We start from the raw sequence: 23,374 nt of genomic DNA on the forward strand, positions 1-23,374 counted from the left end.
ACTCAACGACCGCCCCCGCATGACCCTGAACTGGGCCACCCCCGGTGAGAAAATGACCCAGCTCCTCGGTGTTGCAACCACCGGTTGAGCCCGCCCAGCTAACGGAAACTGTCCAAGATCGGGCGGCGGGCCACGGGTGCACGGCTGCCAGCCCGGGGTTGATCCGCCAACCCGTGACGTCTCAGTGGGTCGGCTGCTGCATGATCCAGGTGGGCACCGGCACCGCCAGGGAGCCCACCACCTCCCAGCCGGCCCGGCGGTACAGCTCGACGTTGCCCGGGTTGCTGGTCTCCAGGATCGCCGGCAGGCCGTCAGCGGCGGCACGATCCAGCCCGGCCCGCATGACGGCGCGGCCCCAACCGCGTCCGGCGCTGTCGGGGTGGGTGCCAAGGACACCGAGATACCAGAACGGGTACGTCGGCAGGGCGGCGTGCACGACGTGGTCGTAGCCCTGCACCCGGGCCAGCACGTCGGCGGGGTACCGCGCTTCCTCCGGCGACCCGTGCCCGGCGGCCGGCACGGCAGCCGGTTGCCCGGCCGGCGGCTCCCAGATGGCGACTGACGCACCGCCAGCGATCGTCCAGATCGACGACCGGTGCACCCGCTTGTCGAAGAGGTGCCCGAAGAACGTGGCGGCGTGGCGCGGGTAGGTGTCCTCGTCGGGGAACAGGTGCCGCAGGACGGGGTCCTTGACGAACGCGGCGACCAGCGAACCGACCACGGCATCGCGGTCCGCTGGGGTGGCGATGGTGATCTCAGGCGTTGTCACAGCAGTCGACACTATCCGGACGAAGCGCCTTGACCCTGACACGGTGGCGGACCGGAGACCGGTTCCCTGGACCTCGACGACTACCGGAGACACTCGCCGACGCCGACCTCACGACACGGTGAGCACTGTCGATCTGCGGGTCAGCCGAAGGTGAAGGCGTACGCCTCGGCGTCGGGCTCGCCGAACGTGATCTCCAGGGTCCGTTCACCGACCGAGCCGTCCTGGCGGACGAGTTGGTAGAGGCGGCCGTCCTGGAGTACGCCGTTGCCGTCGGCGTCGACGTCGACGCCGTGTGACGGGCCGGGAGCCGCGCCGTCGAGCAGCACCCGGAACGGGATCGACCGGCCCGCCCCGGGGGCCAGCACGAGATGCGCGTCGCGGGCGTGGAACCGGACGGCGATGCCGCCGCCGGCCTGGTTCAGCACGACGTTCTCCGACCCGATCGTCCACTCCCCCGCCAGCGCCCACTGGTTGAGGCCGAGGTTCGCCGGCACCTGGTAGGCGCGGCGTTCGTCGAGCGCCGGGCCGTTCGGCGACGCGAAGTGTTCGCCGCGACTGAAACCGAGGTACGTCTCGGGCGTCCGCAGGTTGGCCCAGTCGGCCTCCGCCTCCGGGCCGACACCGTTGACGGGTACGGGGTCCCGCTCGATGCCCAGCAGTTGTTGCAGCGTCCGCTCGGACTGCTCGTAGCGTCCCTCGCCGAAGTGCTCGTCACGGATGACGCCGTCGGTGTCGACGAAGTAGAGCGCCGGCCAGTAGTGGTTGTCGAAGGCGCGCCAGATCGCGTAGTCGTTGTCGACCGCCACCGGATAGTCGATCGATCGGGCCGCGACCGCCCGCCGCACCCAGTCGACGTCGTGCTCGAACCCGAACTCCGGGGTGTGCACCCCGACGACGACCAGCCCGTCATCCCGGTATGCCTGCGACCAGGCCCGCACGTACGGCTCCTGACGCAGCCAGTTGATGCAGGTCAACGTCCAGAAGTTGACCAGGACGACGCGTCCGCCCAGGTCGGCCGGGCCGAGTGGCTCGGAGTTGAGCCACTCGGCCGCCCCGTTCAGTGGGGGCAGGTGCACGGCCATCTAGCGCAGCGACCGGAAGGCGGTGCGCATCTCTTCCGAGAAGAGTTGCGGCTGTTCCCAGGCCGCGAAGTGCCCGCCCTTGTCCAGCCTGTTGTAGTGGATGAGATTGGGATACGCCTGCTCTGCCCAACTCTGGGGAGCCTGGTAGAGCTCGTCAGGGAACACGCTCACGGCAACCGGGATCTGCACACCCTTGGCCGCGAAGAAGGAGAGCTGGTTCTCCGCATACAGGCGAGCCGAGGAAACCCCGGTGTTCGTCAGCCAGTAGAGCGAAATGTTGTCGAGGAGATCCTCCGGCGTGATGCCTCGGGGCTGGCCGGCGATGGACTCGGAAATGAGCTTCAGGCTGGCGGCGTCATGGTCGAGCATGTAGGTCGCCAAGGCGACGGGCGAGTCCGCCAATCCGGTCAGCGTCTGGGCGCGTCCCATCTCAAGGGCGTAGCTGGAGTGCTTCCAGAAGAAGTCCGCCTGCTCACAGGCGCGCTTCTCGTCCTCAGAGAGATTGGACGGGAGCGACCCGAGAGGATTGTTCGCACCGGTGATACCGGACTGGAGCATCGCGTCGATGTCGGGCGGATACACGCCCGGCATGTTGGTGTGAATGCCGATCAGTTCCGGAGGCGCCTGCACACCCATCAGCTCCGTGATGAGCGCTCCCCAGTCGCCGCCCTGCGCCACGAACCGCATGTAGCCGAGGCGCCTCATCAACTCGATCCAGGCGGTTGCGATGTGTTGCGGGTCCCAGCCAGGCATGCTCGGCTTGCCGGAGAAGCCGTAACCGGGCATCGACGGGATCACCAGATGGAAGGCGTCCGAGGCGCTCGCACCATGCGCGGTGGGATTGGTGAGCGGGTCGATGATCTTCATCTGCTCGATCACCGAGCCCGGCCACCCGTGCGTGATGATGAGCGGCAGTGCGTCCTCGTGCTTCGAACGGATGTGGAGGAAGTGGATGTCCAGGCCGTCGATCTCGGTCATGAACTGCGGCAGCGCGTTCAGCCTCGCCTCGACCTTGCGCCAGTCGTACTCTTTCTCCCAGTAACGCGCGAGGGCCTGCATCGTCGCAAGCTGCACTCCCTGCGACTGATCCGGCACGGTTTCCTTTTCGGGCCAGCGTGTGGCGGCGATACGCGCCCGCATCGCCTTGAGGTCCGCCTCGGGGATTTCCACCTTGAACGGCCGGATTTCCGTTGTTCCGGGTCGCGTCATGGTCTTGACAGCCATGGGTGTTTCCTCTCCGTCTAGGTTTGCGCCTCGCGAGGAGAAATCATGGGGTGAAGGCCCTGCCGGACTTTATGTGCCAACGATTGGGCACGCCGCCGCCATATCTCGGAGCCTAGTGTCGACCGACCGCGATGGCCGGCGAAGTTGCCACTTACTCGGCGGCCTTCCGGACACCGGGCGATACACCGACCATCAGGGTGGTTTCCCTATGCCGTCCACATGAAAGATCGGTCGATGTTGCGGGGACGACTACTGACCGAGAGCCTCCGTGTCGGCACCGACGTGCGCCTACCGTCATTACACAGGCCGCAGTGGAGCACGGCCGCGCCGTCGGCGTACCCGAGCATCAGCTCGACTGGGGCGACTGAGCGCATCTGTCGAGGGATCCGCGATCACGGCCGATGGCGGAAGCTGATGCGCATCAGCCGACTGTCAGCCCAGTCTTCGAGCCGAGTCGGCCGGATGGTGCCGGGGTCGTGGGGCTGATTGAGATCCGCCACGATCTCCGCCAGCACTGCCTGACGTTCAGCTGGGTCGGTGACAGGCGTGGCCCGTGCAGGCAGATCTGCACTAATCCCGTTCTTGAGGTGGAAGGTGAAGTTGGGATTGGCGAGAAGGTTCGCATGCCAGTCGGTCGCGGCACCGCCGGCGCCGCTACACAGGTAGGTGGCGCCCGCAGCTCGGTAGAAGAAGATCTCGATGCGGCGTGCTCGGCCGGTGCGGCGCCCCAGCGTCGTGATGTCGATGATCCGTTCTCTGGTGCCCGCGGCGGGGGTGATCTCGATGGCTTGTCGGATGTGGTTGGGCAGGTGGGACAAGGACGCGTCCCGTGCGGAGTCGTTCGGCCCGGTCGTGTCTGGAGTGCTCATGCGGCCTCGACCTGAAGGGCGGGGCCGAGGAGGAGTCCACCGTCGATGACGTACTCCGACCCGGTGATGAACGACGCGTCCGACGACGTGAGGAACAGGAGTAGACGGCTGACGTCGGTCGGCTCCCCGAGCCGGGGGATGGCGAACGGCTCGGGTGAGTAGAAGTCCGCGATTGCCGCGACCGCGCCAGCTGCTGGTTCGTGGATGAAGGAGGTCGATATCACGCCGGGGTGGATAGTGTTCACCCGGATGTGGTCGCGGCCGAGTTCGAGTGCTGCCGTCTGGGTGAGGCCTCGCACGGCCCACTTGCTGGCGACGTACGGCGCGTAGTGAGCCGTGCCGCCCAGGCCCATTGTCGAGGCGACGTTGACGATGGCTCCCCCTGCTGCCCGGCGCAGAGCGGGGGCTGCGACCTTGATGCCGAGGAAGGTCCCTGTGAGGTTGATGTCGAGGATGCGCGACCAGGTGGCCTGATCCGTGTTTTCGATTGTTGCGGGCGGGTTCTGCACGCCCGCGTTGTTGACGAGCACGTGCAGGGCGCCGAAGGCGCTCTCGGCGGCCAGCACGGCGGCGGACCACGAGCTCTCGTCGGTAACGTCAAGGCGGACGAAGCGAGCGCGGGTCCCGAGTTCGTCGGCGAGAGCGGCGCCGCGTTCCGCGTCGATGTCGCCGATCACCACGTTCGCTCCCTCGGCGTGAAAGGCGCGCACGTGGCTCGAGCCCTGGCCGCCGGTCCCACCGGTCACGAGCACTGTCTGGTTGTCGAAGCGGGGCATCAGATGTTCCTTCGGTGCGTGGGTGAATGACCGGGATCACCTGTGATGAGCCACGGCCAGTGGTGAGCCGATCGACTCACCACTCCCCTAACACTAGGTCGGCGGCAGTTGCGAGTCAAGCCACTCACCTCGTATGCTCGGCCCATGAGCAGGGTCGTGACGACGTATCACCAGCGCGTCGCCCAGGAGAAGCGCGCGCTGATCGTGACGGCCGCGACCGCCCTGTTTCTCGAGTTGGGCTACGACCGGACGTCGCTGGCGCGGATCGCAGAGTGCTCGGGCGTTTCACGGGCCACCTTGTTCAAGCAGTTTCCGAGCAAAGCTGCCCTGTTCGACGCCATCGTGGCCGAGTCCTGGTCGACCGCTGACGAGGAGGACCCTCCGCCAGCAGGCAACGTCGTCGACGGGCTCAGCATCATCGGTCGCCGTTACGCCGAGCTGCTAGGCCGTGCCCAGATGACCGACCTGTTCAGGATCGTCATCGCCGAGCTGCCGCGCTTCCCTGAGCTGGCCCATGCGCAGTTCTCGCACGGGAAGATGCCCTACTTCGAGTCCGTACGCAGCTACCTCCTGGCTGAACACGAGGCGGGAACGGTGCGGGTCGAGGACGTGGAGCTCGCCGCCACCCAGTTCCTGGGCATGATCTCCAACTACGTCTTCTGGCCGACACTCCTGGTGCCGGGCTGGGAGGTGAGCGCCGAACGCGTCGCTCAGGTGGTCGACGAGGCCGTCCGCACCATCGCCGCCCGGTACGCCACGACCGGACCAGGGGCGTCCAGCAACGACTGAGCCCCCACCGACCGTGACAGGGTCCCGGCACCCATGGGCGTTCGCGGGGCATCCCGGAAGAGCCGTGATGCCGCTCGTGGCCCGATCCGGGCTGGCCGGTTACGAGCGTCCAGGGGCCGCGACGGCGTGTTCGGCGGCGCGGCTGACCTGCTCCCAGCGCGCCCAGGTGTCCATCCGCCGGCGGGAGATGTCGAACGCCAGGTCGTAGACCATGCTCCCGAGCAGGAGCCGCAGCGGCGGGTCGTCGCTGTCGACCAACTGCAGCAGCGCCTCGGCGGCCAGCCGGGGCTCGCTGTCGATCGAGTCTTCCGCCCACTGTCGCTCCAGCTCGGCGCGCAGTGGCGCGTAGGCGTCCATCGGGGTGGTGGCGCTCAGACTGGTGTAGAGGTCGGTCCAGTATCCGCCCGGCTGCACGATGCTGACCGTGATGTCGAAGGCCGCCGCCTCCATCGCCAGCGCCTCACTCATCCCCTCCAGGGCGAACTTGCTCGCGCTGTACATGCCGGTGCTGGGGAAGCCGCCGAGGGCGGCGATGCTGGAGACCTGCACGATGTGGCCGGAGCGTTGGGCGCGCAGGTGTGGCAGCACGGCCTGGCTGACCCAGAGCGCGCCGAAGAGGTTCACCTCGAACTGGGCGCGCGCCTCGGCCTCGGTGAACTCCTCGATCATGCCCATGGACAGGGTGCCGGCGTTGTTGACGACGATGTCGAGCCGGCCGAAGTGCTCGACAGCGGTGTCCACGGCGGCGATGACCGCCGCACGGTCGGTCACGTCGAGGGTCAGGGCCAGCAGCCGGTCGGCGTACTTCTCGTCGAAGTCGTCCCTGGCGATGGTCCGGGCGGCGGCGACCACCCGGTCACCCCTGTCGAGTGCGCCGTCGGCGAAGGCGCGGCCCAAGCCGCGGCTGGCGCCGGTGATGAACCAGGTACGCGGGGCGGCGTCGGTTGAGGTGCGCATTGACTGTCACTCTCTTCTCTTGGCGAGACGAGACGGTCCGTCTCGTTATGCCAGAAGACTAGGCTGGTCGCGTCACTACGTCAAGACGAGACGGTTCGTCTCGCTGCTGCTACCGTGGTGCCCCATGACGCCCAACACGGCCCGCCGTCGAGAGACCTCGCGACGCGCCATCCTCACCGCGGCCTTCGACCTGCTTCAGGAAATGGGGTACGCGAAGCTCAGCATCGAGGGCATCGCCGCGCGGGCCGGCGTCGGCAAACAGACCATCTACCGCTGGTGGCCGTCGAAAGGCGCGGTCATCTTCGACGCCTTCCTCATGCTCAGCGAGGCCACCGAGGGTGGGCCGCCGACCCTGCCGGACACCGGCGACCTGGCGGCGGACCTGACCCTGGTGCTGCGCGCGACCGTCGAGGAGATGAACGACCCCCGGTACGAGCAACCGATGCGCGCGCTGGCCACCGAGATCGCGCTCGACCCCGAGCTGGCCGCTGCGTACGCCGAACGGTTGGACGGCCCGTTGAAGGAGGCCAAGCGGCAGCGCCTGCGCAGCGCGCAGCGAGCGGGCCAGATCGCCGAGGACGTCGACCTCGGCGTGGCGGTGGACCTGATCTGGGGTCCGTTGTTCAGCCGCTGGCTGCAACGCAGCGGGCCGCTCACCGCCGAGTACGCCGACCTCGTCGTCAGCACCGCACTCAACGGACTGCGCCCCCGCCGATCCGCCGAGTGACCAGCCCTGAGGCGCCGTGCACGTCACGGGATCACGTCCGCCAGCGGAGGGCGGTGCCAGGCGACCCGGCAGGCAGGAGCTGCCGGGCCGGCAGTCGCCGAGTTGTCAGAGCATTTCGGTGCGGTACGTAGGAGCCAGCTCGGCTGCGCGCTGCCGGCGCTCCGCTTTCTCGTCGTCGGTGAGCTGCGGCGGCGGCGCGTCCCTGCTCGCGACCTCGTCGCCGACGCGCATGAAGTATTCGTCCTGACCCGCCGGGGTGCACATGCACAGCATGCGCGCGGGAGCGCCGGAGACGTTGCGGAAGTTGTGCGGGGCGTTGGCCGGGATGTTCACCGTTGACCCGGCCCGCACAATGCGCTTCTCGTTGCGGAAATTGAACTCGATCTCGCCCTCGAGGATGGTGAACATCTCCTCGAAGTCGTGCCGGTGTGGCGGCGGGCCGCCGCCGTCGGGCACGCGCATGTCGATGAGGCAGTACTGCCCGTTGGTCTGCTTGCCCGTGATCAGGATGGCGTAGTTGCCCCCGGCGAGGGAGATGCAGGTGGTGGCGGGGTCGTCGGGGTTGGCCACCGTCAGCGTTCGGGTCGGGTCGTCGTCCGGGACTGCGGTCATGACTCGCATCCTAGGGACTCCGTTACGGCGAGGTACCGCAACCGAACTGACCGGAGCGGCCCGCTTTGGCGTTGTTGCGCCGCTGCGAGGTGCTGCGGCAACATCATGCGCCGTGACGGCACCAGGCACGGCCCCCGACAACGAGATCCCGGCCCGCACGCCCCGGTTGAGTCGGCGGCTCCGACACTGGTTGGCCGGCGCTGGGGTCACCGCTCTGGCCGCCGTCCTCGGCATCACCCTCGCCGTCCGCGGCGGTGCCACCCCGGCCTGCGCCGCGCCGCCGACGGGCAGCACCGTCCACAAGGGCAAGGCCAGTTTCTATGACGCGGGCCGTTCGGGCGGCAACTGCTCCTTCCCCGGCCCGCCGGCGGACCGGCTCTACGTGGCCCTCGGCGCGTCCCAATACGCCGGATCGGCGGCCTGCGGCAGCTACCTGGAGGTGACCGGCCCGAAGGGCAAGGTCCGGGTCATGGTGATGGACCAGTGTGGCGGCTGCGGGCCCAGCAAGATCGACCTTTCCACCGAGGCGTTCACCAGGATCGCCGACCGGTCGCAGGGCATCGCGCCCGTGACGTACCGGGCGGTGGTGAACCCGCCGCTCGACGGCGGGCTGACCTTCCGGATGAAGGGCGGCGCTTCGAAATACTGGTTCGCGGTGCAGGTCGGCAACCACGGCAACCCTCTGCGCTCGGTCGAGGCGAAGGGGCCGGGCGGCGGCTTCCGCAAGGCCGCCCGGCAGAGCGACAACCACTGGACCGTCGACGGCGGGCTCGGCCCCGGGCCGTTCACCATCAGGGTCACCGACGTGTACGGACGTCAGGCCACCGCCACCGGCATTCGCATGGTCACCAAGCAGTTGCAACGCAGCACGGCCATCCTCGCCAGCGCCTCCCCCACGCCCAGCAGCGCACCCTCGGCCCCGCCGAGCCCCACCGTCGCGCCCTCGCCGACGGCGACGGAGTCGGTCACACCGACGGCGACGATCGAAGCGCTCGCCGGCGCCGCTCCACTCGACCGTCCCCGCTGCTGATTCATCGCTCCCGCTCCACGGAGCATCATGTGGCTACCGGCCGGCGTTCTCCCTGCGAGGCTGAGTCGCCAGCGCAAAACAGTCGGATCGACAGAGGAGCGCGGCGTGGATTCGGTGGACTTGGAACTCTTCGCGGACTACCACCAGATCCACCTGAGCGACGACGGGTCGACGGGCGATCTGAGCGAGGCGTGGACCGATCAGGCGGTTGTCGACCGCCTGGCCGTGGTCGACGACGCGATGGCCATCGGCACCTCGGTCAACGTCACGGTGGCCGTGCGGGTCGACGTGTTGGATGCTCCGCCCGCCGACGACCTCGCCGACTACGACCACGTGGTCGAGGGGAGCATGCAGGTTCGGTCGGGGCGCATCGTGGTCATGGGTTGCACCGACTACGAGCCGGACGCGGCGCGGTTCCGGGTGCCGGTGGGGCCCGTTCGGGTCCGGGCGGCGAGCAGCAACCTTGCCGAGGCGGAGCGCTTGGGGGTCGACTCTGACGAAGCCCCGCAGACGATGGAGCGGCTGCGGGTGCAGGTGTGGCCGGCCCCGAGTGGCGAGCCCGTCGTGGTGAAACGCTGGGTGGGGGAATCTGGGTTGCGCCAGGGCAGGTAGCGGCGAAGCATCGCCGTGTGGATGCTGTGGTGCAATGGGTCCGCACGACGTGGACCAAGCGGTCGCGCGGCGGAGCCGAGGCAACCCGGCGTAACGCCGTACCGGTGTCGTTCGCCCTGCCGGCACAGGCGATGCCGCTCACCCATGAGGTTGACATGGCCGAGGCCGATGGGTTCGAGCCTCGTGAGGGCCTGGTACGCGCGCCGTACCGGAGCGAGGTGCGTCTCCGGCTGGCGGACGGCCAACTCCGGGTTGAACTGCTTGCGTCGGCCTGGGGTATGCCGCGCCGTCACCGCCGGCCGCCCGCGGTGCGACTCGCCTACGGCGAATGGCTGCGCTGGCAGATCAACTACCGCTTCACCGGGATGAGTGGTGGCGCCTGGCGGTACCGCTTGGACACGCTCAACCTGGCGCACGGCGCGGTTCCCGCCGACACCTTCCTCGGCGAGCCGCCTCGATTCATCGACGAACGCGCGCACATCTGGTAGCTGGGCCGGGACGCCGAACGTCCTGGCCCTGGACCGAGTGGTGGTCGTGCGGTAAAGAGAGAAGAGACACCCACCAAGATCCGTTGACATCCGTTTCGGGCGAGTGACAGCGTTGTCATCGACTCATTTCCTCCATATGAGACGAGGAGCGCATCTTGCTCTATCGGAACTCACAGCGTCGCCGCGCGACGGCAGCCGCAGCGGTCGGCATTCTCGTCACCGGGTTGGCGCTCGCTCCGGCCGGGCCGGCGCAGGCCAGCCACCACCGGGCGCAGGACGAAGCCATACGGTCGGGTGACGCACGTTTCGAGGTGCTGTCCCCGACCCTGATCCGCACCGAGTACCAGCAGGACGGCAGGTTCACCGACGCCGCCACCTTCAACGCCATCGGGCGCGACGACTTCCCCCGTACGCGGTTCAACAAGCGCATCGAGCATGGCTGGCTCACCATCGACACCGGCGCGATGACGTTGCGTTACCAGGTCGGCTCGGGCGCGTTCACCGCCGACAACCTCACCGTGCAGCTCAAGACCGGTAAGCAGGTCGTGCAGGGCCGACCCTGGGCCGGCCACACTGCCCCGGCCTGCGCGTTCGGCGCGCTCTGCGAGGCGGAATCACTGCAGCTGAGCGGTCCCGGCGTGGCCACCGACCACAAGGGATTCACCGGGCGCGGCTTCGCGGCCGGTTTCGCCTCCTCCGGCGACTCGGTCACGTTCGCGCTCGACGCGCCGGAAGCCGGCACGAAGCAGCTCACCCTCCGGTACGCCAACAGCACCGGCGGCGACGGCCAGAACGTGGCCCGCACCCTGACGGTGCAGGTCGACGGCGACGCCGGCCACACGCTGACCCTGCCGCCCACCGCGAACTGGGACACCTGGGGCACGGCCAGCGTGCCTGTCGACCTCACCGCGGGCCGGCACGAGATCAGCGTCGTACGGGGTCCCAACGATTCCGGCAACGTGAACGTCGACAGCCTCGCGGTGGTCAACCCGGGCGACCCGTTCCCGGCGCCGGCCCCACCCCAGCCGCAGCCGCTGCGGTTCGGCACGCTGGGCGAGGCCGAGACCGGCGCGCTGACCGGCGGCGCGAAGCCCGCGAACGACCACAACGGCGCCTCCGGTACGGGATTCCTGGCCGGCATGGAGAACACCACGTCCGCCGTCGCGCTCACCGTGACGGACGTTCCGTCCGCAGGCGACTACCAGGTGCAGATCCGTTACGCCAACGGCCAGGCCGGCGCCCAGCCGAGCCAGGCACGCACCATGTCGGTCACGGCCGGAACGGCCACGCCGGTCACGGCAACCCTTCCGCCGACCAGCGGGTGGGACTACTGGAACACCGTTTCCGTCCCGGTCCACCTCGACCGCGGCACCAACACCGTGACCATGGGGTGCCCCACGGCCGCCAGCTGCAACGTCAACGTGGACACGGTCGCCGTCACGAGCAAGGACTCCCCGCTGCTCGCCCCGCATGCGCCGCTCGGCGGCTACCGCCGGGGCCTGGACGGCGTGACAGGCGCCGCGCTCACCGCCCCGGGCCTGCTCTACCAGGACGGCTGGTACCTGCTCGACGACTCGGCCTCGGCCCTGAGCAACACCAAGCCCCGGCCCGCCCCCGAGCAGGACGGCTACGTCTTCGCGTACGGGCAGAACTTCACCCGGGCTCTGCAGGACCTGTCGACCCTGACCGGGCCCACGAAGCTGCTGCCCAAGTGGGCGTACGGCGTGTGGTACTCCGAGTACTACGACCGCACCGCCACCGAGTTCCAGAACCTGGTCGCCCGGGCCAAGGCCGAGGGTGTGCCGCTGGACGTGCTCGTCCTCGACACCGACATCAAGGCGCCGGACAAGTGGAACGGCTGGAGCATCGACCCCACCCGGATCCCCGACCCGAAGGCGTTCTTCGACTGGGCCAAGAAGCAGGGCCTGCACACCGGCATCAACATCCACCCGAGCATCCTCGGCTCGGACCCGAAGTTCGCCCAAGCGCAGGCCACCGCCAAGGGCAAGCTGCAGCGCGTCGGCTGCAACGGCGGCCCCGACTGCTACGCGTTCGACTTCGGCGACCCCGACCAGCTCACTGCGTACCTGCAGCTGCACGACGGGATGATCCCGGCGGGCAGCAAGGGCCCCGACCTGTGGTGGCTGGACTGGTGCTGCGACAACACGAAGTCCTCGCTCGCCGGGGTGACCGCGGACGCCTGGATCAACAAGCAGTACGCCGACAAGACCGGCTTCGCGTTCTCCCGCGCGTACGGCTCGTTGCAGGCCGGCGGCTACGGCAGCCCGACGCCGGTGTCGACCGGCCCGTGGGCCGACAAGCGCACCACGCTGCACTTCACCGGCGACACCACCTCCGACTGGTCGACGCTGCAGATGGAGGTCGGCTACACGCCGGGCGAGTCGGCAGCGACCGGGCTGGCCGCGGTCAGCCACGACATCGGCGGGCACACCGGCGGTCTCCAGGAGCCGGGCACCGAGCCGGGCAGCACCAAGCTGCCCGACGACCTCTACGCCCGGTGGGTGCAGTTCGGCACGTTCCAGCCGATCGACCGGCTGCACTCCAACCACAGCGACCGGTTGCCCTGGCAGTACGGCCCGGCGGCGAACGCGTCGGCCAAGAAGTTCCTGAACCTGCGGAAGGAACTGCAGCCGTACACCTACGCCGCCGCCAAGGAGGCCACCCGCACGGGCACGCCCATCGTCCGGTCGATGTACCTGGCGTACCCGAATGAGCAGGCCGCGTACGCCACCGCCGGTTCCCAGTACCTCTACGGCCCGGACTACCTGGTGGCACCCGTGACGACGCCCGGCAACACTGCGACCACGTCGGTGTGGTTCCCGCCGGGCAACAGCTGGACCGACATCTTCACCGGGAAGACGTACCGGGGCGGCACCACGCAGAACATCACCACCACGCTGGACACCATGCCGGTGTTCAAGAAGCACTGACGGTCGCCAGCCCTACGGGGCTGGCTTCCAGGGATCCGGACACCGGCCGGGTGGGGCAACCCACCCGGCCGGTTCGTGTCACGGAGCTCCGGGAGTTGACGCGGTCCAGAACAGATCTCTTGCTGGATTGTTGAGCCGCCTCACATTTCCTGGCGGCAGGAGGTGGTGGTCAGCTGAAGAGGGCGGTGGAGATGTCGGCGTAGAAGAGAGCCGGGTCGCGGGAGAGCGAGGCCTTCACATTGGCGGTGGGACTGTCGGCGATTACCTCGAGCTTGCCCGCTTCCAGGCCGTCCAGGGCCATGGCGACCACCTCGTGGGGTGGCAGTTTAGGGATGTCGTAGGCGGCCATCATGTCGGTGTCGGCTATCGCCAGGGCCAGAGCGGTGACCTGGGTTTTCTGGTCGGCAAGTTCGAGTCTGATGCCGTTGGTGAGAGACCATTCCGCGGCTTTGGAGGCGGCGTAGCCATTGCTGGCAGGGGCGAAGGCGTACCAGCTCAGCGCTGAGATGACGTTGAGAATGGCACCCCCGCCAAGCTTGGGAGCGAAGGCGCGGATGACGTTGAGGGTGCCCCAGAAGTTGGTGTCGAACTCGCGGCGGATGTTCTCCATGGAGGGGCCGAGCAGGGGCGCGTCCGTGGAGATGCCAGCGTTGTTGATGAGGACATCAAGTTCGCCCACCTCGGCTGCCGCGGCCTCGATGGACGTCGGGTCGGTGATGTCCAGTTGGAGAGGGACGACGCCGGGGATGTCGATGCGGTCGGGGCGGCGGGCGGTGGCGTAGACGGTGGTGGCACCGCGGGCGACGAGAGCCTCGGCAAAGGCCTTGCCGAGCCCACGGTTGGCACCTGTTACGAGGGCTTTCGTACCGTTGATCTGCATGCCCCCACGCTAAAACCTTACGTTAACGTCAGAGGCAAATATTTGCGACGTGGGTCACTGAACGGATCGGGGACGCGGCAATCGCGGCTCTGAGCTGGTGGGCGACGGACGAGTCGACCTGTACGCCGGATTCTGATAGTGCAACAGATGCTGAGCTGGGCAAACTCTGCCACTCCCCCACCTCAGGCCGTCTCCGGGCCGTCAGCAGGGGCCGGGTCGAAACAGCCGGTCGATGGCGTTGCGGGTGCGTTCCTCGCTGGCCGGCATGAGGTGCGTGTACACCCGGAGGGTGAAGCCGGGATCGGAGTGGCCGAGGTAGGAGGCGAGCGCCTTGACGCTCTCCCCGGCGTCGAGCAGCGCCGAGGCGTAGAAGTGCCGCAGCGCGTGCATCCCGGTCGACCGAGATGGCACGATGCCTGCCGCCGTCACGGCCGGTCGCCACGCTTTGGCGTCAAACCAGCAACGGTTGATCGGCTTGCGCCGGGTGGTGGTCAGGATCAGGCCGGTGGTGACCCGCTCCGCGCTGGTGGGGTCCTCCCAAGGAAGGGTGATGGTCAGCGGCGGGTGATCTTTCATGTGCTGCCGGAGGGCATCGGCGACTGATCCGGGTAGCGGTATCCGCCGGTCCCGGTTGTTCTTGGGCAGACCGAACACGAGCCGGTGACGGACCAACTTGACCTGACGTTGGACATGCAGCCAGCCGGCGTCGAGGTCGATGTCGTCGACGGCCAGGCCGAAGACCTCACCCTGCCTAATCCCACAGCCGGCCCCAAGGTTGACGACGGCCCGGTATCGCTCAGGCAGGCCGGCACGGATCGCGGCGATGTCGTCGAGCTTCCACGGCACCACGCGACGCTCGACGGGGCGTGGTTGGCTGACCGACCGAGCTGTGCACGGGTTCTTTGGTATGCGCTCGTCGTCGACGGCCGCGCCGAGGATGGTGCGCAGGTGGGCGAAGATCACGGACCGAGTCGACAGTGCCAGCTTGCCGACCATGCTGGCGTCCCACTCTCGGATGTGGCCTGGCTTGATGGCGGCGAGCTGGCGTGTGCCGAAGTACGGCAGCAGGTGCCTGCGTACCCGAATCTCGGTAGTCTCCCGGGTCGACTCGTCAAAGCTGCGAGTGCGGAGCCAGTTCTCGGCGTATTCAGCGAAGGTGATCCGGCCGGCCGCCGGATCGACGTACGCGCCACGCAGCTTGTCGGACTCGACCGAGACGAGGAACGCCTCCGCGTCTCGTTTGCCCCGGTCTGGGAAGGACTGGCTGCGCTCGCGTCCGTCCGGGCCGATGTAGCGCACCCGGTAGCGCTTCCCGGTGCCATGCCGGTCGGTCCTTTCGCGTTTGGTTCGCCCGTCCGGCCCGGTGGTGGTCCGGTACCAACGGTCCTCGACGTGGCCCATGGTCAGGCCACCCGACTTCTGACCCAGGCGCGGACCTCTGCCGGGTCGTAGCGCAGGTGCCGGCCGATGCGAGCGGCCGGCGGGCCGTACTTCACCTTCCGCCAGCGGTAGAGGGTTTCCACCGGCACCCGCAGGAAGGCGGCAACGTCGTCGACGGACCAGAGTTCGTCGACCGAATTTCGCGCGGTCACGGTCATCCTTTCGTGTCATCAGGCGGCGACCGGCACGGTGCCGGCGGGGATGGTGCCGAGTTCGTGGGCGAGTTCTTCGCGGCCGGTGGCGTGTCGGGCGCGGGCCATGGCGGCGGCCGTGTTGGCGAGCAGGGCGTCTCCGGTGGTGTGCCAGCCGACGCCGGCGAAGGTGAGGGTGCCGACGAGCAGGGTGGTGTCGTCGAGGTGGTCGACGGCCTTGATGGGGTCGGTGACGGCCTGGTCCTGGTCGTCGTTGCGTCGGTAGGTGACGCGGGTGTCGCGTAGGAGTTGGAAGGTGACGGAGTAGCGGCGGGTTTTGGTGAGGAAGTGGCCGCCGAAGCCGAGCATGTGTGCCCAGCGGCGCAGCCGGGCGTACGGATTGGTCGTGGCTCGTTTCGCCGGTTCGGCGTCAAGGCTGGCTTGACGTTCGGCGACGCAGACGGGGCAGGCGGCGTAGCGGGTGTGGGTGCCGCAGTCGGGGCACTCCCAGCGCTTCACGAAGCCGGGCCGGGGTCGGTGGTCCCGGGGCCGCTGCGAGAGCGGGACGGGGGTGCTGGTGGGTCGGCCGAGTCGCCAGCAGGCGTCGATGAGGCGGGCGGTGTGGTCGCCGTCGGGGTCGGCATAGTCGCCGATTGAATCGGCGGTGAGCCTGACGGAGCGGTGCCCGGTTACCTCGGTGCTCTTGGTGGCGTACTTGGCAAGGTAGCCGGCGACCATGCCGTCGGTTACCTCACCGCTTCCAGTCAGGCTGATGGGTCGGATGTCGAGGCCCTTGGACGGGTCGCCCCAGGCGATCGACCAGCCTTCGGGCCGGTCGGGGTGGGTAGGGGTCGTGTAGCTGACCTGGGACACGGCGTGGCGGATGGCGTCGTCGAGGTCGGCGGCGGTGAACCCGGGCGGTGGGGGGATGACGGCGGTGGGGTCGGTGGGGTCGACGCCGTCGAGGCGCACCAGGGCGTGGAAGTGGACTGCTCCGCGTGCTTGGAACTCGGCGGCTTTGCCGTGGGACAGCCGGACCGGGGCGACCGTGCGGACCTTGCCCGAGTTGGTGACCATCCGGGCCGGCGGGATGCCACGTCGGCGAGCAACCTGAGCCAGGTAGCGTTCCGCGGCTTGCTTCGTCCGCCGCCATAGTTCGCCTGCGAACACGTTCCAGACGACCTGGTGGTCGTGGTCGTAGCAGTCCAGGCACAGCGGCTGACCGAGAGCAGCGTCTGCGGATTCGTGGCGTGCCCAGCAGACGGCCGGGCGACCGTGGGCGCAGAGTCCGGCGGTGGGGTCGGTGCTGCGGCGGGCGTGGCAGGGGTCGGGTCGGCAGTCGCAGCGTTTGCGGTTGGCGCAGGTGTGCCGCTTGACCGCGCGGACGTGGACGGGGCCGAAGGACGGTGCGGTGAAGGTGGCGAACACGGCCGGGTGTCGCGAGACGGTGTCGGGGACGCCTTTGCCGCCGATGAGGCCGGCGCGCAGGAGTTGGTAGGCGTCGCGTTGGTAGACGCCTGCGCAGGTGGGGCAGACGGTGGCGCGGCGGTTGCCGCACGCCTTGTAGATCGCGGCGTCGGGCATGGCGTCGGTGTGCCGGGCGTCGAGGAGCCGGCCGGTGGCGGGCTCGACGGTGAGGAGCTGCCCGGCGAGGCGGATGGGCCGGGTGCAGCCGGCGGCGGCGCGGACGTGTTCGAGCCAGCCGAAGTAGTCGGGTTGTTGGGCGCGGGTGAACGCGGACCCAGCGGCGGTGTAGCCGACGAGCGGGACGGTGTCGGCGTTCGAGCCCACACCCCGGGCCGTAGCACGGGGTGTGAGGTCCAGCGTCGAATCCATCAGCCGACGACCTCGTGGTGCCGGTTGGTGATGGTGTGTTGGGTGACGATGATGCGGCAGGCGCCGCACTGGCGGTCGGCCGGTTCGTGCCGGTGGCATGCGATGGTGGCGGTCGTGTCGCCGCAGCGGATCGTGACCGGGGTCCGGCAGGGTCCGCCGGGGATGACGTCGATGACGGTGCGTCGGGTGTCGTAGGGGTGTGGCTCGGCGAAGGCCGGGCAGGTGTGGAAGGTGTAGTCGATGTCGACGACGTGGATGGTCATCGGGCACCACCCGTGACGGGGGTGCCGTTGACGGCCGGGGTGTGGCCGGTGATGGTGTGCAGCAGTTCCCGGGCGATGTCCGGGGTGACGGAGAGCAGGCCGGCGAGTTCGACGGTGGTGATGGGTCGACCGGTGCTCTGTTCGTGGCGTCCGATGACGAAGCGGGCGGTGGGCATCAGGTGCGCCGGGACCTCGGGCCGGGCGACCGGAATCGGAGTGAAGGCGGGTGCCGTGATGGCGGCCGGCGCAGGTGCTGGCGTGGTGTCGACGACCGGAACGGGTGCCGGTGTGGTGTCGACAGCCGGCGCAGGAGTCGGGGTGGTGTCGACGGGCGGGGTGGTGGTCGGTTCGGTGGCTGGTGTCGTGTCGGTGAGGTCGTTGACGGCGGCGAGGAGGGCGGCGGCTTCGGCTTGGATGGCGGCGAAGTCGGGGCGGATGCGTCCGGCGACGAGTTCGACGCCGATGACGAGGACGACGACCAGGGCGAAGACCAGGCGCAGGCCGAGGCTGCCTGGGGAGGCGAAGTTGATGGTGGCCGACAGCATGGCGGCGGCGGCGAAGACGACCATGGCTCCGCGTTTGGCGTCTTTGGCGATGCCGGAGGTGCGGACGACGGTCAGCATCGACACCATCGCGGCGTCGAAGATTAGCGGGACGAGGTAGGCGAAGTAGCCGGCGTTTTGGGTCCACAGGTAGTGGGCTTGGTGCAGGTAGCTGGTCAGCAGCGCACCGAGGAGAACGAAGCGGTTGTACCGCTTGATGGAGCTGATCGCCTTGAGCATGGTCGGTACGGCGTTGCGGGCGTACTCGGCGGCGAACTGCTCGGTGACGGCAGTGGGGTCAGTGGTGGCCATGGGGAGTCACCTCCGGGGCCGGGATGGCGTCGAGGGGGATGAGGTCGACCACGCCGGAGCAGTGGGCGCACATGATGGGGGTCAGCCCTTGGGCGGCGAGCTGCTGCCGGAAGCAGGGCAGGCAGGCGAAGTCGGCCGGGAACAGTCCGTCGCCCTCGCAGAGGGCGCAAGGACCGAGGCAGACGGGGCAGGGCTTGTAGACCGGGCCGAGGATGTCGTGAATGCCGGCAGGGCTGCTGCCCTCGATGCACCACAGGCACGGGTCAGACAGGTGGAAACTCATCGCACGCCTCCCATGTAAGCCATGGCGATACCGATGAGCAGGACGACGGCGAACGTGATCAGGACAGCCATCAGTGACCTCCGTGGCAGTCGAGGCAGCAGCCGTAACGGCGGGGGATGTAGTAGGGCTTGACCTGGCCGCAGTGCCGGCAGGTCCGGCGGGCAAGCAGGGCCTTGGCGATGGCCTCCCGCTGAGCGGGCGTGGCAGTGCGCTTCGGCGCGGCCATGTCGAGGCGGTAGAGGTAGGCGACTCGCCGGTTGTTGCGGTGCCGCCAATAGATCTGCGCAATGGGGTTTTGGCCGTTGGGGCGAAGACCGGCGGCGCGGAGCTGCCGCACGGTGGCCAGGCCGGTAGGGGCGCAGTGGTAGGGGAAGGTGGGGAACCCGTAGCGGGTGCCGAGCGGGTCGTAGAACTCGACCCGGATGCCGGTGCGATCGGCCAGGTTGTCCAGGTCGACGCTGCGCAGGTCGGTCATGGCTTGTCTCCCCAACGCTGCTGGGCGGCCTGCTTGGAGATCCCGAGCCGGGAACCGATCTCCGACCAGGAGTAGCCGAACGCGCGAAGCCCGATCACGGCCTCACCAATGGCGTCGTCAATGACCGATGACAGGGCGACCAGGTCGCGCAGTGCTTCCACATCGCCGGTGGCGACGCGACGACCGTGAGCACGGATGATCCGACGGCCGAACGCGGCGAACTCGTCGTTCTCGACGACCGTGCGTCGCTTCTGCCGAGGCACACGTGGCGTCAAGGGCTTCTTGACGGTGCTCATCGGTTGTCGCCTCCCTCGGTGTGGAGGGAGTCCCACCGGTCAGCGGCGGCGGTGAGGGCGTTGATGACGTCGTCGGCGGTGCGGCCGGGCTTGTCGTTCCACCCGAACAGGCGGGAGGTGCAACCCAGGTCGAGGAAGTCCCGCAGGACGCCCAAGGCGGCACGGAAGTCGGGCCGCTCGGGCCGGTCGACACCGAACGGGAAATCGGTGGCAGTGCCGTAGGCGGCCATGGCGACAGCGCCGGAGACGCAGGCCCGGGGGGTGAGGGCGTCGAAGACGACGGTGTAGTAGTCGCCCTGGGTCCAGCCGTGCTGGCGCAGGTAGAGGGCGGCCATCCGCAGCAGATCGGCCGGTGTGACCGGAGCGGCGGTGGGTGGGTTGTGGGTAGCCTTCATGGCAGCCACGTCCTTTCGGTAGGGCTTGGTGGGAGGTCGGCAGCACCGGCTTGCTTGCGAGGCTTGGTCCGGTGCTGTCGGCCGATCAGTGGGTGCGCAGCCGCAGGTAGCGGCGGTGGCGGGTGTCGTCGCCACCCATGAGGCGCGGGGCGGAGACGTAGACGAGTCGCCCGGTCTGGGCGGCGGCGTGGAGCATCGCGGCCAGGTCTTCGGGTGAGCCGACGATCCACATCTCGGTGAATTGCGCGGCGCGTTGGTTGTTGGCCTTGGCGTAGGTGCGCTCGCGGGTGGTCATGCCGCCATCTCCCATTCGGTGGGGTTGACCGCCGGGGTGCTGGCGCTGGTGCCGACGGGGCGGCGGGTCCAGGCGGCGTAGTCGGCGATGTTGTAGATGTCGGTGTCGGTGAGGTAGGCGGCTTTGATGCGGCGGGGGACGCCAACTTCGGCCAGGAGGTAGGCCGCGCCTTGGTTGGTGGGTGAGATGTCGGAGGCGGTGTAGCCCTGCTCGGCCCAGCCCTGTCCGAGGATGATGTTGGAGCTGTTCAGCGAGGTGCACCGGAACGCGGCCCGGTAGCCGAACAGGTCCCGCAACGAAGCGGGAATGATGTCCCAACTTGGGCGCTGTGTGGCGGCGACGACGGGCATGCCGCAGGCCCGGCCGAGGGAGACGAGGCCGCGCAGGAGGGTGGAGAACTCTTCCTGCTGGGCCTTGGTGCCGAGCACCGTGGAGAACATGGCGAGTTCGTCGATGATGGTGACGATGACGGACATGCCGTCGCCGTCGGCGAGCTTGCGGCGCCGGTTGGCAAGGAGCCAGGCGTAGCGGTTGGTGGCGACGACCAGGAGGCGACGCAGGACGTCGATGCCCTGGTCGATGTCGGGGCCGATGAACGCGTCGGCGAGGTCACGCCAGGGGCCGAGTTCGACGAGTTTCGCGTCGAAGAGCACCAGGCGGGTGTTGTCGCACAGGGCGGCGTGGCCGCAGATGTTGTTGATCAGGCCGGACTTACCGCCGCCGGGTTCACCTGCGGTGAGCAGGTTGCGGTAGACGACGTCCAGGTAGACGGGTTGGCCGAACTCGTCGATCCCGATGAAGATCGGGTCGAACATCGACAGGCCAGGACCCACCGGCACCGCCTCAGCAGTGGTGGGAATCGTGGTGGTCATGAGGTGCCCTCCTGGGCGTTGTGGGCGCGAGGAACCACACGAACGAGCCGCCATGGCTCCTCGCGTCCCGGGTTGGGTGTGGGTCAGATCCAGTCGGCGACGTCGTCGGTGTCGTCCGACGCGGAGGAAGCCGCGGGCTTGCTGCCGTTGGCCGTTGTCGCCGGCTTCTTCGCCGGCTTGCCCTGGGTCGGGAGGGTGACCGTCGGCATGTGAACGTCCGGCAGGTCCAGGGCGGTGGGCACCGTCAGCGGCGACGCCGAAACCGGTGCCGCAGGGTCGATCACGTCGACCAGCGGTGAACCGACGTGAGCGGTCAGCACCTCACGGCGTTTGATGTCGAACCGCAGGTAGGCGGCGTTGTTCTCCGAAGCGCGCTCGATGAGCACCGTGGAGGCGTGACAGGTGACCGCGATCTTGTCCAGGCGGCCTTCCAAGTCCTTCTCGGACAGGCCGGGGCGCAGGTAGACCCAGACCCGCTCGCCAACCGGGGTGGGACGTGCCCACAGGATCAGCGGGAGGCTGCCGGACTGGTTGGCGATGATGAACTGCGCGAAGCACACACGCAGCCGATGCCTCACCACGAGGCACCAGGTCCAGGCGATGACCTGGCGGCGGACCGGGCGAATGGCGGCGGGGACGCCGACGACCAGGGCGACCACGAGCAGGGTCACCAGGGTCGGGGTGTGGTTGGCGAGCTGCACCCACGCGGTGAGCAGCAGAACACCGAGGAGGGTTTCCGGGGCCCACCACCACAGCAGCCGGATCACCGGCCAGATCCGGACGAGCACCCAGACGAGCCCGCCGGTCGGGACGCCGATGACCGCGCCGACGAAGGCGGCGAGGATCGGGTGGATGGAGGAAGCGGCCACCACGGCCGCGAGAAGGCCGACGATGACCGCCGTGAGGATGAACGCCATGCGGGCGTTACGGGCCGAGGAGCGGTGGACTTTGGCCTCGATGACCGTCACCGTTCCGGTTGACCTGCCGGCGAACCGGCGGGGGCTAGACTTGGACACGACGAGTCCTCCCAAGTGCAAGTTGGGTTGGATGAGTTGGAGGGCACGGGGTCGGGTGATGTAGGAGTCAGACCGACCCCGCGCCAGCTCTACGGGGATGCCATCACCACAGGTGATGACCAGGTTCGGGAATGTAGGAGTCAGATTCACTCCCGGACCCATGGTGTGGAATTGGTCAGCGGACCATCAGGCCGCTTCGCGAGCCACGGACACCTGCGGCTCACACAGCACAGCGGTGCGAGGGACCTACTTGGCCGGAGAGCCAGTCTTCGGCTTCAGCGAGACCGCCCGGAACGCGACGCCGTTACGCCCGTTGGTCGCCCACGGAATGGCCTCCAACTGCTCGACGGCCAGGAAGTCGCCCACCTTCACGCTCGGCTTCTCTCCCGCCGTGGTGATGGTGATGACCTCCCCGCCGTTCTCGTCGAGCACGAAGACCTGGGTGGACCACATGAGCCGGCCCGTGTTCTTCTCGGACTTCTGATTGCCGTTCTGGTCGTTCTTCGGCTCCGGGTCCTTCGACGCCGTCACCTGCTTGCTCGTGGTGTCCACGTACAGCTTCACAACAGACCTCCTGTGTCTGAGCGCGTCCCCAGTGGACGACTGCTCCTGCTTCAAGAAGACATCGACGCAGGTGACGCCGAAACGCCTTTGCGTGGACGCTTGGGACGTTTATAGTGATGGAAACGTCCCCACCGTGAGGAGCGACGATGGCCAACGATCGTCTGCGAGATGCGCTTGACCGGTCCCGAGTGTCGCCGGCCGAGCTAGCGCTTCTCACTGAGTGCGACGTAAAAACCGTGAGCCGCTGGCTCGCTGGCAGGGTTCCGCATCCTCGCACCCGTTTCATGATCGCGAAGCGATTGAAGGAAGACGAAGACTTCCTGTGGCCGGGAGCGCAAAGAGCCGCCGACGACGTATCAAATTCCGCCGGGATGGTGCAGTTCTATCCCACACGAGGGGCGGTGCCGCCGAACCTCTGGGACCGGCTACTCGACGCAGCGACAGCAGATGTGGGCATTCTTGTCTACGTGGGAATGTTTCTTACGGAGAAGCCTGACCTCTTGAATCACATGCACAAGAAGGCGGCTGCTGGCGCGAGGATACGCATACTGCTTGGCGACCGGGAAAGCATAGCGGTCAAACAGCGAAGTGTTGATGAGGGGATCGGACCAGAAACAATTTCGGCAAAGATCGACCAGGCCAATGCTTTCTTTGGCTCGCTCACGGACGTGCCGAACATCGAGGTGCGGAACCATTCGACAGTTCTCTACAACTCTATCTACCGCTTCGACAACGAAATGATTGTTAATCCTCATGTCTACGGTAAGACCGCACCTATGGCACCGGCGATGCATCTCCGCAAGACGGCAACGTACGGCCTCTTCAACACGTACTCGGACAGCTTCGAGGCAGTCTGGCGATCGGCAACACGCGAAAGCAGGAGCTAGT

28 protein-coding genes are annotated in these 23,374 nt (G+C 68.2%); 7 read left to right on the forward strand and 21 right to left on the reverse strand.

Going from position 1 to position 23,374, the window contains the following annotated elements; genetic code table 11:
• Window positions 1-181 precede the first annotated feature (181 nt).
• From ABZU74_RS13415 to ABZU74_RS13435, 5 genes are all read right to left on the reverse strand, one after another.
• Window positions 182-769: a GNAT family N-acetyltransferase gene (locus tag ABZU74_RS13415; RefSeq protein ID WP_355422443.1), complete on the reverse strand. Its 588-nt coding sequence runs from the start codon at window positions 767-769 to the stop codon at window positions 182-184.
• A gap of 140 nt (window positions 770-909) precedes the next feature.
• The gene (locus tag ABZU74_RS13420) at window positions 910-1,851 is read right to left on the reverse strand and encodes a redoxin family protein (RefSeq protein WP_355422446.1); all 942 of its coding nucleotides are present in this window, start codon (window positions 1,849-1,851) and stop codon (window positions 910-912) included.
• Window positions 1,852-3,075 (reverse strand): epoxide hydrolase family protein, encoded by a 1,224-nt coding sequence (locus ABZU74_RS13425; RefSeq protein WP_355422449.1) that lies wholly within the window; start codon window positions 3,073-3,075, stop codon window positions 1,852-1,854.
• A gap of 392 nt (window positions 3,076-3,467) precedes the next feature.
• Window positions 3,468-3,944, reverse strand: coding sequence for a nitroreductase/quinone reductase family protein (locus tag ABZU74_RS13430; RefSeq protein ID WP_355422452.1), 477 nt, complete (start codon window positions 3,942-3,944; stop codon window positions 3,468-3,470).
• The gene (locus ABZU74_RS13435; RefSeq protein WP_355422455.1) at window positions 3,941-4,720 is read right to left on the reverse strand and encodes a glucose 1-dehydrogenase; all 780 of its coding nucleotides are present in this window, start codon (window positions 4,718-4,720) and stop codon (window positions 3,941-3,943) included. The genes ABZU74_RS13430 and ABZU74_RS13435 overlap by 4 nt, the downstream gene beginning before the upstream one ends.
• A gap of 144 nt (window positions 4,721-4,864) precedes the next feature.
• Between ABZU74_RS13435 and ABZU74_RS13440 the strand changes: the two genes are divergently transcribed.
• Complete coding sequence (locus tag ABZU74_RS13440; RefSeq protein WP_355422458.1) at window positions 4,865-5,509, forward strand: TetR/AcrR family transcriptional regulator; 645 nt, start codon at window positions 4,865-4,867, stop codon at window positions 5,507-5,509.
• Window positions 5,510-5,608: 99 nt separating this feature from the next.
• On the opposite strand, the gene ABZU74_RS13445 is transcribed toward ABZU74_RS13440, so the two are convergent.
• Window positions 5,609-6,466, reverse strand: coding sequence for an SDR family oxidoreductase (locus tag ABZU74_RS13445; RefSeq protein ID WP_355422461.1), 858 nt, complete (start codon window positions 6,464-6,466; stop codon window positions 5,609-5,611).
• A gap of 124 nt (window positions 6,467-6,590) precedes the next feature.
• Between ABZU74_RS13445 and ABZU74_RS13450 the strand changes: the two genes are divergently transcribed.
• The gene (locus ABZU74_RS13450; RefSeq protein ID WP_355422464.1) at window positions 6,591-7,193 is read left to right on the forward strand and encodes a TetR/AcrR family transcriptional regulator; all 603 of its coding nucleotides are present in this window, start codon (window positions 6,591-6,593) and stop codon (window positions 7,191-7,193) included.
• Window positions 7,194-7,298: 105 nt separating this feature from the next.
• Here ABZU74_RS13450 and ABZU74_RS13455 read toward each other — a convergent pair whose 3' ends face one another.
• The gene (locus ABZU74_RS13455; protein ID WP_355422467.1) at window positions 7,299-7,805 is read right to left on the reverse strand and encodes a cupin domain-containing protein; all 507 of its coding nucleotides are present in this window, start codon (window positions 7,803-7,805) and stop codon (window positions 7,299-7,301) included.
• A 112-nt stretch (window positions 7,806-7,917) separates the two neighbouring features.
• Between ABZU74_RS13455 and ABZU74_RS13460 the strand changes: the two genes are divergently transcribed.
• From ABZU74_RS13460 to ABZU74_RS13475, 4 genes are all read left to right on the forward strand, one after another.
• Entirely contained in the window at window positions 7,918-8,835 is a 918-nt protein-coding gene (locus tag ABZU74_RS13460; RefSeq protein WP_355422469.1) for an expansin EXLX1 family cellulose-binding protein, read from the forward strand.
• 105 nt (window positions 8,836-8,940) lie between these two features.
• Window positions 8,941-9,447, forward strand: coding sequence for a hypothetical protein (locus ABZU74_RS13465; protein ID WP_355422472.1), 507 nt, complete (start codon window positions 8,941-8,943; stop codon window positions 9,445-9,447).
• 17 nt (window positions 9,448-9,464) lie between these two features.
• A complete protein-coding gene (locus ABZU74_RS13470; RefSeq protein WP_355422475.1) occupies window positions 9,465-9,935 on the forward strand; it encodes a hypothetical protein in 471 nt (156 codons plus the stop codon).
• A gap of 155 nt (window positions 9,936-10,090) precedes the next feature.
• Window positions 10,091-12,886, forward strand: coding sequence for a TIM-barrel domain-containing protein (locus ABZU74_RS13475; RefSeq protein WP_355422478.1), 2,796 nt, complete (start codon window positions 10,091-10,093; stop codon window positions 12,884-12,886).
• 169 nt (window positions 12,887-13,055) lie between these two features.
• Here the strand turns inward: ABZU74_RS13475 and ABZU74_RS13480 are convergent, their stop codons facing one another.
• The 14 genes from ABZU74_RS13480 to ABZU74_RS13545 all read right to left on the reverse strand — a co-directional run bounded on the left by ABZU74_RS13480 (window position 13,056) and on the right by ABZU74_RS13545 (window position 22,486).
• Window positions 13,056-13,766 (reverse strand): SDR family oxidoreductase, encoded by a 711-nt coding sequence (locus ABZU74_RS13480; protein WP_355422481.1) that lies wholly within the window; start codon window positions 13,764-13,766, stop codon window positions 13,056-13,058.
• 201 nt (window positions 13,767-13,967) lie between these two features.
• Window positions 13,968-15,167 (reverse strand): site-specific integrase, encoded by a 1,200-nt coding sequence (locus ABZU74_RS13485; RefSeq protein ID WP_355422484.1) that lies wholly within the window; start codon window positions 15,165-15,167, stop codon window positions 13,968-13,970.
• Window positions 15,168-15,169: 2 nt separating this feature from the next.
• Entirely contained in the window at window positions 15,170-15,358 is a 189-nt protein-coding gene (locus ABZU74_RS13490) for a helix-turn-helix domain-containing protein (protein ID WP_355422487.1), read from the reverse strand.
• Window positions 15,359-15,376: 18 nt separating this feature from the next.
• On the reverse strand, window positions 15,377-17,173 hold the full coding sequence (locus tag ABZU74_RS13495; protein ID WP_355422490.1) for a replication initiator: 1,797 nt from the start codon (window positions 17,171-17,173) through the stop codon (window positions 15,377-15,379).
• Window positions 17,173-17,436, reverse strand: coding sequence for a hypothetical protein (locus ABZU74_RS13500; RefSeq protein ID WP_355422493.1), 264 nt, complete (start codon window positions 17,434-17,436; stop codon window positions 17,173-17,175). The genes ABZU74_RS13495 and ABZU74_RS13500 overlap by 1 nt, the downstream gene beginning before the upstream one ends.
• On the reverse strand, window positions 17,433-18,290 hold the full coding sequence (locus ABZU74_RS13505; protein ID WP_355422495.1) for a DUF2637 domain-containing protein: 858 nt from the start codon (window positions 18,288-18,290) through the stop codon (window positions 17,433-17,435). The genes ABZU74_RS13500 and ABZU74_RS13505 overlap by 4 nt, the downstream gene beginning before the upstream one ends.
• On the reverse strand, window positions 18,277-18,573 hold the full coding sequence (locus ABZU74_RS13510) for a hypothetical protein (RefSeq protein ID WP_355422498.1): 297 nt from the start codon (window positions 18,571-18,573) through the stop codon (window positions 18,277-18,279). Before ABZU74_RS13510 ends, ABZU74_RS13505 begins: the two co-directional genes overlap by 14 nt.
• Before the next feature lie 70 nt (window positions 18,574-18,643).
• Window positions 18,644-19,024 carry an RRQRL motif-containing zinc-binding protein gene (locus ABZU74_RS13515; RefSeq protein WP_355422914.1) on the reverse strand — a complete coding sequence of 127 codons (381 nt, stop codon included), beginning with the start codon at window positions 19,022-19,024 and terminating at the stop codon, window positions 18,644-18,646.
• A 20-nt stretch (window positions 19,025-19,044) separates the two neighbouring features.
• Complete coding sequence (locus ABZU74_RS13520; protein ID WP_196928500.1) at window positions 19,045-19,344, reverse strand: hypothetical protein; 300 nt, start codon at window positions 19,342-19,344, stop codon at window positions 19,045-19,047.
• On the reverse strand, window positions 19,341-19,739 hold the full coding sequence (locus ABZU74_RS13525; protein ID WP_355422501.1) for a hypothetical protein: 399 nt from the start codon (window positions 19,737-19,739) through the stop codon (window positions 19,341-19,343). Before ABZU74_RS13525 ends, ABZU74_RS13520 begins: the two co-directional genes overlap by 4 nt.
• Before the next feature lie 85 nt (window positions 19,740-19,824).
• Entirely contained in the window at window positions 19,825-20,034 is a 210-nt protein-coding gene (locus tag ABZU74_RS13530) for a hypothetical protein (protein WP_112735095.1), read from the reverse strand.
• A complete protein-coding gene (locus ABZU74_RS13535) occupies window positions 20,031-20,906 on the reverse strand; it encodes an FtsK/SpoIIIE domain-containing protein (protein WP_355422504.1) in 876 nt (291 codons plus the stop codon). The genes ABZU74_RS13530 and ABZU74_RS13535 overlap by 4 nt, the downstream gene beginning before the upstream one ends.
• An 83-nt stretch (window positions 20,907-20,989) precedes the next feature.
• A complete protein-coding gene (locus tag ABZU74_RS13540) occupies window positions 20,990-21,874 on the reverse strand; it encodes a hypothetical protein (RefSeq protein WP_355422917.1) in 885 nt (294 codons plus the stop codon).
• A gap of 294 nt (window positions 21,875-22,168) precedes the next feature.
• Entirely contained in the window at window positions 22,169-22,486 is a 318-nt protein-coding gene (locus ABZU74_RS13545; protein ID WP_088951025.1) for a hypothetical protein, read from the reverse strand.
• A 146-nt stretch (window positions 22,487-22,632) separates the two neighbouring features.
• Between ABZU74_RS13545 and ABZU74_RS13550 the strand changes: the two genes are divergently transcribed.
• Window positions 22,633-23,373 (forward strand): XRE family transcriptional regulator, encoded by a 741-nt coding sequence (locus tag ABZU74_RS13550; RefSeq protein WP_355422507.1) that lies wholly within the window; start codon window positions 22,633-22,635, stop codon window positions 23,371-23,373.
• The last annotated feature ends 1 nt before the right edge of the window (window position 23,374 follow it).

Source organism: Micromonospora sp. NPDC005171, assembly GCF_040608575.1.
Lineage (GTDB): Bacteria > Actinomycetota > Actinomycetes > Mycobacteriales > Micromonosporaceae > Micromonospora.